Source organism: Oceanobacillus senegalensis (assembly GCF_900176885.1).
Classification (GTDB): domain Bacteria; phylum Bacillota; class Bacilli; order Bacillales; family Amphibacillaceae; genus Oceanobacillus; species Oceanobacillus senegalensis.
Map to the genome: position 1 here is coordinate 4,260,054 of NZ_LT839648.1, position 15,786 is coordinate 4,275,839.

Annotated in this window: 12 protein-coding genes; 4 read left to right on the forward strand and 8 right to left on the reverse strand. The window is 39.8% G+C overall.

Annotation, left to right across the window (positions count from 1 at the left end):
* Window positions 1-646: 646 nt before the first annotated feature.
* The 3 genes from CAO17_RS20565 to CAO17_RS20575 all read right to left on the reverse strand — a co-directional run bounded on the left by CAO17_RS20565 (window position 647) and on the right by CAO17_RS20575 (window position 7,032).
* Entirely contained in the window at window positions 647-3,502 is a 2,856-nt protein-coding gene (locus CAO17_RS20565; RefSeq protein WP_179152009.1) for a phosphodiester glycosidase family protein, read from the reverse strand.
* 460 nt (window positions 3,503-3,962) lie between these two features.
* On the reverse strand, window positions 3,963-5,225 hold the full coding sequence (locus CAO17_RS20570; RefSeq protein ID WP_085994318.1) for a glycosyl hydrolase family 18 protein: 1,263 nt from the start codon (window positions 5,223-5,225) through the stop codon (window positions 3,963-3,965).
* Between the two features lie 277 nt (window positions 5,226-5,502).
* Window positions 5,503-7,032, reverse strand: a complete 1,530-nt coding sequence (locus tag CAO17_RS20575) for a Na+/H+ antiporter NhaC family protein (protein ID WP_085994319.1) — start codon at window positions 7,030-7,032, stop codon at window positions 5,503-5,505.
* A gap of 728 nt (window positions 7,033-7,760) precedes the next feature.
* Between CAO17_RS20575 and CAO17_RS20580 the strand changes: the two genes are divergently transcribed.
* From CAO17_RS20580 to CAO17_RS20590, 3 genes are all read left to right on the forward strand, one after another.
* The gene (locus CAO17_RS20580) at window positions 7,761-8,771 is read left to right on the forward strand and encodes a DUF3231 family protein (RefSeq protein WP_085994321.1); all 1,011 of its coding nucleotides are present in this window, start codon (window positions 7,761-7,763) and stop codon (window positions 8,769-8,771) included.
* A 203-nt stretch (window positions 8,772-8,974) separates the two neighbouring features.
* A complete protein-coding gene (locus CAO17_RS20585; RefSeq protein WP_085994323.1) occupies window positions 8,975-9,445 on the forward strand; it encodes a hypothetical protein in 471 nt (156 codons plus the stop codon).
* Between the two features lie 47 nt (window positions 9,446-9,492).
* The gene (locus CAO17_RS20590) at window positions 9,493-10,194 is read left to right on the forward strand and encodes a hypothetical protein (protein ID WP_085994324.1); all 702 of its coding nucleotides are present in this window, start codon (window positions 9,493-9,495) and stop codon (window positions 10,192-10,194) included.
* Between the two features lie 316 nt (window positions 10,195-10,510).
* Here the strand turns inward: CAO17_RS20590 and CAO17_RS20595 are convergent, their stop codons facing one another.
* From CAO17_RS20595 to CAO17_RS20610, 4 genes are all read right to left on the reverse strand, one after another.
* Entirely contained in the window at window positions 10,511-10,963 is a 453-nt protein-coding gene (locus CAO17_RS20595) for a GNAT family N-acetyltransferase (protein ID WP_085994326.1), read from the reverse strand.
* 266 nt (window positions 10,964-11,229) lie between these two features.
* Entirely contained in the window at window positions 11,230-12,582 is a 1,353-nt protein-coding gene (locus CAO17_RS20600; protein WP_085994328.1) for a tripartite tricarboxylate transporter permease, read from the reverse strand.
* 1 nt (window position 12,583) lies between these two features.
* The gene (locus CAO17_RS20605; protein ID WP_085994329.1) at window positions 12,584-12,820 is read right to left on the reverse strand and encodes a hypothetical protein; all 237 of its coding nucleotides are present in this window, start codon (window positions 12,818-12,820) and stop codon (window positions 12,584-12,586) included.
* A 62-nt stretch (window positions 12,821-12,882) separates the two neighbouring features.
* A complete protein-coding gene (locus tag CAO17_RS20610) occupies window positions 12,883-14,148 on the reverse strand; it encodes a hydroxymethylglutaryl-CoA reductase, degradative (protein ID WP_085994330.1) in 1,266 nt (421 codons plus the stop codon).
* Between the two features lie 453 nt (window positions 14,149-14,601).
* Here CAO17_RS20610 and CAO17_RS20615 point away from each other — a divergent pair, with 453 nt between their 5' ends.
* Window positions 14,602-15,441, forward strand: coding sequence for a CAP domain-containing protein (locus tag CAO17_RS20615; RefSeq protein ID WP_085994332.1), 840 nt, complete (start codon window positions 14,602-14,604; stop codon window positions 15,439-15,441).
* Between the two features lie 146 nt (window positions 15,442-15,587).
* Here the strand turns inward: CAO17_RS20615 and CAO17_RS21515 are convergent.
* The coding region (locus CAO17_RS21515) for a hypothetical protein (RefSeq protein ID WP_218775594.1) at window positions 15,588-15,786 on the reverse strand (199 nt) is incomplete at its 5' end.

Genomic DNA, 15,786 nt, shown 5'->3' on the forward strand with positions numbered 1-15,786 from the left:
CTAATTCTGGGATTCAATAGAGGGGGGGATCGGGAGGCGCTCACTAGGGTCATATTGTAGACCAATTCCCTCTGTGCATGGTGCAGTCAGACTGTACTTACAGCGCTTATGTACAGAGGTTGCGGGGCGCTTACTGACGCGCTGTCTTCTTTATCGGAGCCTGTGAGACGAACCATGGCGCTCTGGTGAAACCTTCTATCCTAATTTCCCTGTAATCATTGTTCGACAAATAAATACGAATATTTCCTAGGAAATTGTCGATATTTTTTGGGAAATGTAGGAATACATCTTCTCTTCTGCTTTTCACGAAATGATAAATAATCGTTTTAAAAGCAAATCGAGTTTGGGTTACACAATGACTCTGTATAAGTTCAAAGTTTAATCTCCTGTACCTTTAAAATAATTTCTCATTCATTTCCTCCTCCACTGACGGAAGTAGGTTTTCCTGTTGCGGTCATCTTTTATTTACTACACCGGATGGAAACGGAACCAGTTCATTCGATACATGCTTTGCCAGAGAAAATGAATCCGTAGAATAGGCCAGGGGGGAGGCAGCGGGGCGATTTCCCAAAACACCACCATAAAATATACTCAAAAAAATGGTGCAGGAGGAATCGTTCCTCCTGCACCAAATCTTTTTCCATGATCAAAATCCAGGGCGCATGGCCATCCATAGTTTGATAACGAAAGAAGTGATTACTTCTTTTTCGATTGGTTTGAGTTCACCATCATTCCCGTTTTCGGGTGGTTTGGTTTCGTCTGTGTTTGATTCCCCATAAATAGCTTGCATGTTATCGATATAAACGGTTGCTGCATTTTTATTGGAATTGTCGGTTTCCATCACGCGGAAGGCTAGGTCTACTTTTAATGGCGTTGCTTTCCCTTTTGGAATGCTTGCTTCGACATACTTCCATCCATTCCAATTGACTCCTGTTTGATCATCGGTGAAATCAATCGGAAATGCATTGCCGTTCCCATCTCGCAATTGGGCACGAAGCCAGTGACCATCATTGGCACCATACACCCATAAGCCGATTTTCTCAGGATAACCTTCCAGCACAATATCTTCTGAAGGTAAAGCATATGCACCAGATGTTCCTTTTTGGCCAGTAAAATCATAATCTAATCGAAGGGAATGCTCTCCAGATTGGACGAACGCTGGATCACTGGCTAAGGATATATCGATAGAATTGTAACGTGCTCCCGATTTGGTCCAACCGCTAAGGCCGTCTTCAAAATCCTCTATGATCATCGGTGGTTTGCCCACTTCCACCTTGATTTCTTCTACTAAATCTCCATAACTAACTTTGATCCTTCCAGATGCCGTACCATTGACCGCTGTAAATTGGCCATGTTCATCGATGCTTCCAATGTCGCCAATCACTTCATAGGTAAAGGCATCGTCATCAGCTATAATAGGCGTTCCATGGTGGTATGCTTTTACATTTATTTTATGGGATTCCCCTCGTCCGAGAGATAACTCCGTTTGACCTAATTCCATACGTTCCATGGTAGTTACTACTTCAACTGGGACCGCCCCACTAACCGATCCTGTGGATGCTACGATATCTCCGGTTTGTGCTTTGGTACCTGCTTGAAATTCCCCATCATCCTTAAATGCTCCTAAATCTGACTCAGCTGACCATGTAATAGGTTCTGTGATTTCAGCTGGATGATAATATTGGTCCTGTCCTTTTACGGAAAACGTCGCATGACTTCCAGCGAGAATTTTTGCATTCTGTGGGGAAACGGTTAATTGACTTAATTCCCCTTTAGGTGCCGTACTGACAATCAAGAGTGTATTCGAAATGTTCCGCTGCCCATTGCCAGAGGGGCTGTTGATTACACTTATTTGGCTGTCACCTGGCTGACGAGCTGCAAAGGTGGAAGAACCACCTCCATCCAAGTTAATGGCTGTTACTGCTCCTTGGTCTTTCATCATACGTCCTAAATCGGTTAAAGAGACACCTTCACTAAAACCTGATTGCCGTCCGTCTATCACCATCAAAATGACGGTGCCATCTTCTTTGATTCCAACTGCAGTCCGGGGATGCACGGAGGAATCAGAGAAAACCACGGCTTCTCCATTTTTGACAACGATTTGCTTACCGCCGATTGCTTCTTCCACATTTTCAAAGGGTGCTTGCGTTTTGGTTTCGATGGTTATTTGATCACCAGGGCTTAGAGAATCAAGAATACCTCTGCTTGTCCCATGCCCAGACAATACGAGTTGTCCTTCTGTTAAGTTGGTATTTCCTTTTCCAGAACGAACCTCTTTGACAACGGCTGAAACGTTGCCGGTCGGCTTCAATACACCACTTACGTTTTCTAAAATCACTTCTGTTCCATATGAATTGGTATGAGTGGAACTATCATAATCCGCACTATAAATCACTAAATCATTTGCATGACGTGTTCGATTAATCGAAGTGATTTGAATAGGTCCGCTAGCTACATGAGCGGAAGCGATTTTTGCTTGTAGATTTGTTTTTTCCGATTTCTGTGAAACTTCTTGTGTTTCTTCTACGTTAGGATTCTCTTGTTCAGATTGCTCTGGTGTATCTTCCGTTGTATCCGTTTGTGGATTCACTTCTTCCGTTTGCTGTGACGCTTCCTTTTCTATTTCTTTCTGAGAATCCGTTTCTTCCGGTTCCTCTGATGTCTCTTCTGTTATTTCTTGTTGTGGATCTACTTCCTCCGATTCCTCGGACGTTTCTTCTGTTGTTTCTACTTGATGGTCCACTTCTTCGGAATCCTCTGAAGTATCTTGATTTGCTTCTGCTTTTGTATCTATTTCTTCGGAGTCCTGTGAAGTATCTTGATTGGTTTCTCCTTTTGTATGGACTTCTTCAGAATTCTGTGAGGTATCTTGATCTGTTTCGGCTTTTAAAACCTCTTCATCCGGTTCTTGTGAAGCTTTTTCTTTGGACTTATCGGAAGTGACTTGTGAAACGTGCGCCTTTTCTGCTGAAGGGTTAATGCTCATTTCTATTTGCATGCATAATGGAGCAATCTTTACCTCTCCCGATTCTAAAACACCGACAACACTGCGATTGGCATTACTCCTCATGATACGTCCATCATGGATAACAGCCTCCGTTGGTATACCAGTGGCAGTACTAAAATAATCTCCATTAATACCACCAACCACTTCATGCCCAGGCTTGCTTATCTGTTTTGCTTGCTCTGTTAAGGTCTGAAAACCTGTTAATTTACCATGTGAACTCACTGCATCCATTTCTACATATGGATTCGATGGGTCAATGTTCATTTGATAGATTTGAAGTGGTTTTTGGTTCGCTTCTACGGAAAGCCTTGTTTGTTCTACACCTGGAGAAATCATAGTTTGCGATTCATGGACAACTTCTCCTATGGATAGATTACTAGATTTAGCTTGAACCATCTGTTGAGATGAAAGTCCCCCAAAGTTGGACATGACTAAAATAAAAGCTAAAAATACCATAAAACTTTTTTTATGTATGATCTTTATTCGGCCTTTCAACATAATCCCCCTTACCTAGCATAGTAGTAAATTCTTCCATCTATTATTCTAGTACTTTTGGGAATAGATTACTAGTAGGAGAAGGGAGGGTGGTTCTGATGGTGTAGTAGGATAAGCTCATCCTACTACACCATGTTCATGAACACATGAATAAGAGCATATTTTCGTTCATTTATACAATGAAATGCTTATAGGTGAGGCTTTGTGCAGGGGGGGCCTAGGCGGACTCTCTCTATTTGTCTTTTTTTAACATATTTAGGCAGGAAGACCCCATCCTGGAACGAAGTGGGATGGATATGAATCACCTTCAGACAAAGGGATAGATGAGATAACAGGGAGGATGTATCTTGTTTGGGAGGAGTTGTTTTGATGCATGAGGGACCGGTTCTTTGGATGGGGCACATTCCGGCAGTGCACTAAGTGAACCGTCTCTCATGAACTCCCGAGTGAACCACGTCCCCTATGTTACCTTTCTGATATTGAAAAACTTGGTTAATAGCCATGGGCCTTGAGAGAATCCGAAGCCAATTTGCCATGCTCCTATTCCTTGAAGTTGATATTCACGTACGAGCTGCATCTTTGCAGCAATACTTCGGGTGTCTTCAAACCATACGACATGACGCTGTCCCGCTTCATCGACATAGTAAAAATAAGGCGTTTCATCTTCTGTTGAGTAATGAATCGGTATGTTGTTATTCATTGCAAAATCTATTGCATCTTGATTGGAAACGGCAGTTGCCAGGTTTTCCAGATGATATGGCAGGGTCCAATGGAAACCGTATAAGGGGATGCCGAGAATAACCTTCCTGCTATCCATTTTTTCCAATGCAAATTCGATGGTATTTCTCACTGGACGAATGGGTGCTACTGGACCAGGTTCACTCGCCGTATGGTGCCAATTATAGGTCATAATGAACATAAAATCGACGATAGATCCGATGGCTTCGTAGTCATAACCTGCATACCAGGGGATATCTTCACTTGTTTTTGGTGGGATGGCAATAGTTAGTAATAAGCCTGCCTCGTGAAGCAGGTCGCCTAATTCGCTTAAAAATCTAGTAAAGATAGTACGATCTTCTGGTAACGTTCCTTCAAAGTCGATATTGACGCCAGCATATCCTCTTTGCGTCACAAGGGTAAAAATATTGTTTACTAAATTTAGCCTTGACGAGGCGTTGTTTAGCGTTTCGCTTGTTAATACACCGCTGAATCCTGCTGCCGTTAGATTTGTAATCGTCATTAATGGAGCTGTATGACTGTTCCACGCTGATTCTATTGCGGTTAAATCATCTAATGAACTAAGGGAACCATCCACATTAAAGTAATATCTAAAAAAGGAATAATAGGTGGTATATGGAGCAAAGTCGTTAATGAAGAGCGAATCATTTTGCGTTCCCGTTATGAAGAGATAATTTAAAACGGAAGTGGTGTATTCTGGTAGTTCAGGAAGGACAATTTTCGTTCCAGGTTGTAAAAAGTATGGATGTAATTCAGGATTTGCCGCCATTAACCGATCTAAGGGAATGTAAGCCATTTGTGAAATCGTATAGAAACTGTCCCCCGGCTGAATGGTATATACATTTGTGTCTATTAATAATGCTTGACCGGGAACAATGGTTGGACGAATTAATCCATTTACACTGCGAATGCTATCCATGGAAATATCATACTTTTGACTAATGGTAAACAAAGAATCCCCGGATTTAACTGTATAAACAAACAATATTATTCCTCTTTTCTTATGATTTACCTAAAGCATGATAAGGTTAGGCTCTCTAATCAATATATTGCTAGCCAACTTATTTTGTGATAGTGGGGGGGGCGGTCCTCATGCGGTAATTTCGAATAGGAAAATGGTCCAGATCAAACGTTTGTTTTATGATTTTGATAGAAGGTAAGGGGAGAGAGGGGCCAAATGGCATCGCCCCTCTAGCATGAGAAAAGTCATCGTTTGTGCATCATCGCCAATGCATCACTACATCCAATGAACCTCATTTTCCTTATGTTGCCTGTTTTTTCTCGTATCGATTTCCTAGGTACCGCAGTAGGAAAAATTGTATGATGATGCCTGCGATTAATAGAATGTAACCGTTACCAATAAAGGAGTAGGAAAGGTACAACACAGATGCAATTCCTGCTGGTATGAGTGCATAAGGTGCTTGTGTGTTAACATGGGCGATGTGATCGGAACCAGAAAAGATGGATGCCATGACAGTGGTGTCCGAGATTGGCGAAACATGATCCCCAAAGATGGAGCCTGCAAAGATAGCACCAATGATGATTGGGATAAGTTCCTCTCCACCAAAGGTATATGCCAGTGGAATCGCTATGGGTGTAAGGATGGACATGGTTCCCCACGACGTCCCAGTTGCAAAGGAAATAAACATACCAATAATAAAAATAAGAAATGGCAATAGGGCAGCAGTCATCCATCCTTGGGTAGCACTAACCACGTATTCTGCGGTTCCAAGGTCCGAGGTGACGGTTCCGATTGACCATGCTAAAACAATGATGATCAGCGCCGGTAGCATGGTGCGAATACCACCTAGTAATGTTTCCTCACATGCTTTTAGGCTCATACCTTGAAGGAGTGCCAAGATAAGCCCAGTGACCGTCATGGCGAATGCACCCCATGTTAAAGCGATTGAAACGTCGGTGGCAGCCAAAGCATCCATCATGGATTTTCCTTCTGCACCGCCACCTGTATACCATAACCCCCATAAACTAACAGAAATAAGAGTGATGAGTGGTAAGAAAAAGTTCCAAACGTTTCCTTCCTTTTGAAATGGTTCTCCTAAGTCATCCTCTACAGACGATAGGGGCACCGAACCTTCAGGAATGAGCTTTCCGGTAGTTTGTGCTCGTTTTTCTGCTTTTGCCATGGGACCGAAGTCTTTTCCAAGAATGATCATAGGTACTGCAAGCAAACACAGAATAGCATAGAAATTCCATGGAATCGATTGTAAGAAAGAAAAATAAGGCTCTAGACCAACGATACTGGCACTGGCAAAGGCTGCAGCAATGAGGGAAACTTGGAAGCCAATCCAGTCTGAGACGGGTCCAATGGTAGCAATGGGAGCGGACGTAGAATCAATAATGTAGGATAATTTTTCTCTAGAAACCTTCTTTTTTCCTGTAATATCTTTAGAAGCATTCCCAACGATAACGGAGTTTACATAGTCATTGAAGAAAATAATCAGCCCTAGGAAGTATGGTAATAATTGTACTCTTTTTCTGGAATTTATTTTTTTTCCTAATGCGCGAATCAGTCCCTGTGCACCACCTGTTTTAAACATGAAGGCCGCACCTGTCCCAAGCAGTGCTGTCATAACCAGGAATCTAGCATTCCAAGGATCAATCATGACATCCTTCATCCAAGTAAATGTCTGTCCAACTGCCGCAAACGGGTTTCCACCAGCAAAGATAATACCGCCTACCCAAATACTGATGAAAAGTGACAATAACACACGCCTTGTTATAATCGCCAAAACAACCGCAACAATGGGCGGTATGACAGAAAGAAAATCCATCCATTATCCCTCCTATATTCCTAGTGGTTAAATCGAGAAGGTTCCCTTTATAGGTTCGGCGCCCTCCTAAACCGTTTCATCCGCCTCCTTTCGTTCTGTAGTGGTGAAATGGTAGCCTGTCTGGTTATAAAAGAAAAGAGACAGGCAAGTAGGAATGGTTGGTATAAATAAATTCAATATCCTTTACAATTTATATGTTCGTATGAAAAAGAAGATGATTAAAAAGATATGTTAAGCGGGAAGCGCATTGTCTCCATATCTGACTCGTATTGTCGAGCTATGTACAAGCTATTTACAATGATTTAGGAATAACTTGTCGATATTGCCCAGGAAATGGAAATAATTCACATATGTTGTGTGGCTATCGCTTCGTTATCCGTTGAAAAAAGGGGAAATGTCAGGTTTATGGGTATTTTCGGTTGTTTATTTATGATGAAGTAACTATGACTTCAGAAAATGATAGTCAATGAGGAATTAGGTAGAGGGGAAAGAGTACCATTCATGAACGGGACTGTTCCATGTGAACAATAGAACTATCCAACGATTGGGCCATTATATGGAATAAGACGTATTGAGTTTCCTGCACCATAATGTAATAAGAGGATAAAAAAGAGGCTAATTGATTAGTCCCTTTTAAATTAAAAGTATTATTGTTGCTTTGGTTACTCATAATACTTTTATCCATTAAGGACATAATATATTAGTGTATAAAATAGGAGGGTTGTTGCATGGATCATAATCAGGAGTACATCAAATTAACATCTGCTGAAATCGCAGCTCTTTGGAGAACATATATTCACAACACATCCGTAAGATGTATTTACAAACATTTTCTTCAACATCTCCAAGATGTTGAAATAAAATCAATTATTGAGGAAGTTGATGTTTTAGTTCAAACAGTTATCGAAAAAATTGAAAAGATTTTTGAAAAAGAAGACTTTCCCATACCAAAAGGGTTTTCTGATGAGGATATTGATTTATCTGCGCCTGCCCTATATACAGACTTATTTGCATTAAGCTTTGTTTATCGTGGAGGGCAAATCATTATGCCTCAATATACAAAGGCTCTTACTAAGGTAACGCGAATGGATATTTATGACTTTTTTAAAGAATGTCTATACAGTGAGACGGAATTACATAAGAAAGCATTACAACTTATGCTTTCCAAAGGATTAAATGATCGACCTCCAAATATAGAATATCCAAAAGAAGTACAGTTTGTTCGACATCAACCATCTTTAATGGATACTTGGTTAGGTGAAAAGAGACCCTTAAATACCTTAGAAATAACAGAACTTTTTGCCGGTATCGAAAGAAATGCGATTGGTCTCATTTTATTGATGGGATTTATACAGGTAACAAAAGATAAGGAAATAAAGGACCATTTATTAAAAGGAAAAAAACTAGCTGAAAAGAAAATGGATATATATGATAAGTTGCTAAGAAAAGATAATCATTTTATTGGATTCCCAATGACGATGGAGGTAAAAAATTCAACCACTTCTCCATTTTCTGAGAGATTAATGCTGTTTATGGTAAGTACGCTAAGCACTATTTCTATTTATGAACTTGGACATTCGTTGTCCGTCTCCATGAGAAAGGATCTAGCAGTTGATTTTTCTCTTTTAACAGCAGATGTATTGAAGTACGGTAACGAAGGGCTTAAACTTCTCATTGAGCGAGGCTGGATGGAGCAACCTCCACAACCGATAGATAGAAACGAATTTTATAAATCATAAATCAAAAGGAAAAAGGAGTTTTACGAAACCATTTATTTTATTTCGTAAAATACTATAGAATTCGATAAAGACAATTATTTGGTAAGAAAGTTTTGGAGTGTCTAGGAAATTTCGATAATGGGATAATCAAAAATCAGTAATATTATATGAACTAAGAAACGTACATATAACAAGAGGAGGTAACAAAAGGAGGGAACTTCTAAATGTCTGATGATAATATTATTATTAAGCCTATATACAATTTAACTGGTATTGCTCCGTCTTTAAATTCCATGTTTGATAGATTACAGACTTCTGGGCTGACTCCACTTTTTAACTATTCATCAACTTATGGTATTTCAACATTAAGAGATGTCATATTAACCTCTGGAGGAGGGACGGTTACCAATACTTCTGGATATTATCAAATTTCCACCCCTTCAAGTGCAAATGCGTCGGCTTTATTAGAAACAGTAGAAAGAGGAAAGTTGTTCCCAGGAAATTCATTTGAAGCTGGGGTATCTGTTCGATTACCTACTAAACCTACAGGAACTCAAAAGGCGACTTGGGGATATTTTGATGGGAACAATGGTGCATATTTTGGGCAGGATGTTAATGGGATGTATATTGGGATTCTTAGTAACGGAGTTGAAGTGACAAAATATACCAATCTTCATGGAATGGTGATCAATTAAATGATTTAGGTCCAAGCAATCCGATTTTTGATACAACATCTGGTAAAATGTTTCAGATTCGATATGGGTATGAATATGGAATTATTGAATTCCGAGTTGTATTTGTTAATTCTTCTAACTTTCAACAAATCGTTGTATGTCATCGGCTATCTATATCAGCTATCACTCAAGCTAACTTTATTGATCCAAACCAACCCATACGTGTACATATTCAAAATGGTACATCGGGTGGAACATTTACTGCCATTGTGCGGGGAAGATACTATGCTATTCTTGGGTCAATTACCCCAACCAATCGAATTACAGCGGAGCGTCGTTTACGTTTATCTGCAACAGCCAATGCCATGGTACCGACCGTTAGCTTCCGAAGAAAGTCTATTTTTCCTGATGGTACAGGACAAAATAATTCCATCAATGTTCAAATTTTAAATTTTGATATCATTTCATCTGCTGACATTGTTTGGCAATTACGATTAGGATCAAATTTAACTGGTGCGAATTTTGGGGATGTAAGTGAAACACCTACTTCTGAAACATGCTGTTTATCTGATGTTTCGGCTACAGCAATTGATACAAGAACAGGTATTAAAATTCTAAGTGGATTAACAAAGGGGGGACAAAGATCAACAGTTGAAAACTTTCCCGTTGATATCGTTCTTTCAAGGACTACTCCAGTTACACTAGCGGTCATGAGTATTTCAGGAAATGCCACTATTGATGTTAATTTTCGGGTTCATGAAGATTGGTGATAGATTTTAAGAATGTATTTTTCCCTCAAATAGGAAATTTGATATTTTTATCTAATCCTAGTGAAAAGGGTTATTTTTTGAAATTTCCCAAATTGCCACAGGATTATTATTCTGTGACAATTTTCCTTCATTTTTTGGGTAAAATAGAGATAGGCTTTCAAGGGGAATCTGATACAAATTCCATTTAAAATGTGTCACAGAAGTAAAGGGTGTTTTTCAATGAATTTTCTTTCTAGTTCATCTATTTCATTTCAATTTGCCACTATTGAGTGGGGGATGAAAGAAAACCCCCCACTAATCGAAGAATCCCTTTCATCTATAAATCTTGTGATAGTCGAATCATATCTCTACACTGTATACCATTCTCGAAAATTTCTTCTTGATAATGTCTAATGAAAAAGTCGATATCCACACCCATTATTCGAAAGCCACATTTTTGATAAAGAGCCAGTTGCCCGATGCTTGAATTTCCAGTTCCGATTTCTATGGTTTGGTAGCCTTTTGTTTTAGCTACCTTAACTGCATCCATTACCAACTGTTTTCCTATCCCTCTCCCATGCTGCTCTTCTATGACTGCTACATTCACAAGCTCTACTGTCCCTGGTCTTGTTGGAAGTAATACATAAGCCCCAATAATTTGCTGGTCAGTTTCAGCTATAAAACATTCGCCTCTATTCACATAATCCACAACCATCTCTTTGGAAGGGTCAGCCAATAATAACAATTCCATTGGAAGGTTTTCATCTTTATTCCGTTGCCTGATATTCATCTTGATCCCCTTTGACTTCTTTTTTGGTTTCTTTGATTCATTATCCTTTTATCCTAACCTGTCAGTTGAAGAACCTACTTTTCCAAAATAGGTACGGATAGTTTAACATAATATGGCTGCAGAATGGACATATCCATGGACAACGAAAATAGCACCCTTATCTAGTTGTCGATACCTATTGTTAAGATGCTTAAAGGGTGCTACTATTTGGCATATCAAAGAAACCGGGGTGCTGTTAACCTGTTTCTTTCAGCTTTTCTCCATGGTTAACTCAAAACACCTAACAACCAAGGAGCAGCATACAGCACCATAAACATCACTCCATAATTGACACCATGGCGGTGAAGCAACCCGGATACCAAGGCAACCAAAAGAACGCCGAAAATATTGACCCATCCTGCATCCATGTAAGCAAGCATGATAACGAGACCAGCAAATAGTCCGATTAGTGCTTCATGTGGAATATATTTAAATACGAAAGAACAGATTTGTGTGGCATATTTGATGGTGACATAGAACGTAATGAGTAGAGCAATAGCGGCTCCGATAATCGTTGCAGTCATGATTTCTCCCATGGAAAGGATGTGATGAATATTATGTTCCGGTGTGAATACAGGTGGTGCGTTGAATAATCCTGCTGCTGGTCCGATCGCCATTGGAGATAGTGGCAATCCAATAGCGATAAGTGGAATAAGTGCACCTGCTATATAGGATGCATTCGTGAGCCCGTCCATGGTTGAAATGGCCCGTGATGCTCGTTTTACAGGGTCTTTAATATGTCTTGTTAGTGCTTCCCCTAAAAATACAGTCATTCCGACTGGAGTAAGAAAGAAGGTAGCGGAACCTAAAACACTACCAAAGGCAGCAGAACTTGATTCTTTCTTGGTTAATACCTTAAATGGATTGGGTAAACCTTTTACTTTTTTTGAATAGCGAACATGAATTTCTTTCTTTCCAAGTGGTTTTAACTTTTTACGATGTTCGGTATGAAGTAATTCAAATAAAGAGAAAGCAATGGGTCCAATGGTAATTCCTAAGAAAAAGGATACAAAAACAGTAACATCCGATGGAACCACGTCAAGTCCCCAATATAAATGGCGCAATCCCTGTATGAGTAAGGCAAAAGGAACGATCATCACTAAAGATAAAATCTTACTTTTCGTCATAAGGGCTAAAAAGACGGCACCAAGGAAAAAGATGAGTCCAGCATATTCGCTGATTGTATCTGCAAATGGAAGAATGGCATTTGCGATTAAAAAGCTTACAGGTATGGAAACGAATGTACCGATAACAGAACCAGACGCCATTTTTCGAATACTAACATCAGGCAATCCATAACGTTTTAATACCATCGCATGTTCAACCATCGGTGCGGACATCACACCACCTGGAATACCAGCGATGGCAACAGGGATGGAGTCTGTTAATTTTTTGGCAACAATAGCCGACATAAAAAATGCCAAAATAATGTAGGGAGATAAGCCAAGTAACACAAGTGCAATGGTAACCGGTGCAAGGACTGCTGTCTCATCGGTTCCTGGTGCAATTCCTATAATGGTATATAGACCGGCTCCAGCAATGGCAGCAAGAATCATTTGCAAAATAAGAACCATATCCATCCTACTCATCCTCCTTTATTTCCGTTATATTTCGCTTCGGCTTAATTACAAAACTACTAATCACAAATCCAATCACGCCACCTATAATGCCAACAATCAAAGGTTGCGGCGCTTCACCTGGGGCGATTATGTATCCACCAAGTGCGAAACCAATGCAAAGTCCCATCGCTATTCCAAGGTCTTTGATGTCTACGTTATCACCCCAAATATCTACTAAACGCTTATATTCTTTACTCATTTTTTCACCCCTTTTTTCTGTACTTATATAGGAGTAAATAATATCAAATATAAAGGATTGTCTTATTCCATTTTATTCATAGTATCAACTATTTCTTTAATTTCATCAAAGCGATAACTTCCTTTTTGGGTAACACATTTGACGACTTCATTTAGTTGATTCTCTTTTGCACCAGCCATGATTGCCAAATTTCTAGCATGTAGTTTCATATGTCCTTTTTGAACGCCTTCTCCTGCTAATGCTTTTAATGCGGCAAAATTCTGTGCTAAACCAACCGAAGCGATAACACCAGCAAGTTCCTCCGCTGTCTCAACTTGCATGATTTTCGTTGCGAGTGTTGCAATAGGATGGGATTTCGTAGCACCACCAATGAGTCCAACTGCAAGAGGTAATTCGATTGTTCCGACTAGGCTATTGTTTTCACCGCGCTCCCAATGTGTTAACGATTGATAATGGTTCGTCATCGAAGCATACGCATGGGCACCTGCTTCCACTGCTCTTGTATCGTTTCCAGTAGCTAAAACGACCGCTGAAATACCATTCATTATTCCTTTATTATGTGTTGCTGCACGGTAGGGGTCGATAAGCGCCAATTCATAAGCGGACAAGAAATTCTCCATCGCTTCTTCGTTATCTTGGAATGGATTTTCGAATACCCCCCGAGCACGAATAATGCGCTTGTCCGCCAGATTAGAGAGAATACGTAAAATTGCCTTACCATGAGCGATTTCTTCAATGACTGGGGCAACGGCTTCTGCCATGGTATTGATGGCATTCGCGCCCATTGCATCCTGGGAATCAACGAGTAAATGAACAACGACCATTTTCTGAGTAAGCCCATCGATAACAAAAACCTCTAAATCCTTAGCACCCCCGCCTAATGAAACAAGGGTAGGATCCTGTTCATTGCACATGGCTAATATTTTTTCCTTGTTTTCATAAATTCGAGCAAGCGCACCATAGGGATCGTTTACATTCGTTAATTGAATTTGCCCTCGCATGATAGAACCACTGTAGGATGTGGTAAACCCACCAGTGTTATATGTGTATTTCGCCGCATTACTGGCTGCAGCAACCACAGATGGTTCCTCTGTTGCCATTGGAACAAAAATATCTTTCCCGTTTACTTTAAAATTAACAGCAATCCCTAGTGGTATCGGCATGTAGCCAATGACATTCTCTATCATTCGATCCGCGTCCGCAACGGAAAAACCTTTACCTCCTTTTATTATTTCCGTTTCTTCTTTTGAGAGATTGGCATGTTTGGCAAGGTGTTCCAATCTCTTATTCGGCGATAGGTTATAGAATCCAGGTATACGTGTTGACAAGAGGATGCCTCCTTTTTCTTTTAGTAAATTGTATTCGATGTAGTTTATTCGTATTCAACCTAGTTGAATGATCCGTTGGTAAGGTTCTGTCATAGTATCGCTTTTAAGGGGGATTAGGGAAGGTTCTCTTGATGATGCAATGAGAATCGTAACATTTTCTTTACAAAATGGACTTGCTTGTAACAAAACGTCCCATCTTAGATGATTGTCAATAGCCATTTATTAGTATTTTTTTCCAATTCATATGAAATATTCCAATCCACCTCATACGAAATATGTCGATGAAATAAAGGATTGTCTGTTCCATCCCTATGAAAATATTTTCATTTGATAGGGTTGGAAAAATATTTCAAATATATTACAGAAATCCCATGCTATGATAGTAACCGTAAGACACAGAGCAAGTTCTTAGAAAACGAATCAAAAAACGAATCAAAGGAGAGGAAAACAACGATGTTTAAGAAAATAGGAATCGTTACAGCACTATCAACAGCATTGATTTTGGGTACAGGTTTTCAAAGTGCGGAAGCATCATCAAATGACATAGAGTCAAATACTTCTTATAAAATCTATTATTCTATTAATGGAGAAAAGGCTAACATCTCTAGTGGTGATATCAATCAATATATCTCAGATGAGAAATTAAATAAACTAATCAATCAAGCGATGAAGCAATTCCAAATGGAGTGGAATTGGAATAATCAGGGTTCTGTAGAGCAACCTGAAGAACAAGCTGCCCCTGAAACAGAAGAAAAAGAGCAAACAGAAGCACCAGCTGAGCAGCCTGAAAAAGAGCAAACAGAAGCACCAGTTGAGCAGCCTGAAAAAGAACAACCAAAAGCAGAAGCACCTGCTAAGCAACAACCTGCAAAAGAACAAACAGAAACAACACAAAAAGAACAACAACCATCAGCTTTAAGTCAATTTGAAAAAGAAGTAGTAGAATTGACTAACCAAGAAAGAGCGAAATACGGGTTACCTGCCCTTGAAATTGATACTGAACTAAGTAAAGTAGCACGTGATAAATCAAAAGATATGGCAGAAAATAACTACTTCTCACACAATAGCCCTGTTTACGGTTCACCGTTTGACATGATGAAAAGCTATGGAATTTCTTACAAAACAGCAGGTGAAAACATTGCCAAAGGCCAAAGAACTCCTGCAGAAGTAGTAAATGCATGGATGAATAGTGACGGACACCGTGCGAACATTCTTAACGAAAACTTTACGCACATTGGTGTAGGCTACGTGGAGAATGGAAATATTTGGACACAACAATTTATTGGTAAATAAATAAACACATCATGGAACTAACCAATTTCGGTTAGTTCTTTTTTTCGTGCTAGAGGGACGATTTTTATCTCCCCATTTCGTCCATCAATAGAATGACCCACGACGTACTACAGATTATTAGTCTAGTACGTCTATACTAATAATTTTCATAATATTCCCATATAATTAACCAGATGTTTATTAACTGTCAGAGAGGATGCGATTTCGGAGCGCTGATAAAAGGGGAGGATTGCTGATAAAAGAGGAGGAATGCCGATAAACCTGGGGGAGAGCCGATAACCGAGAAGGAGAGCCGATAAACGCGAAGGAGAGCCGATAACCGAGAAGGGGAGCCGATAAACCTGG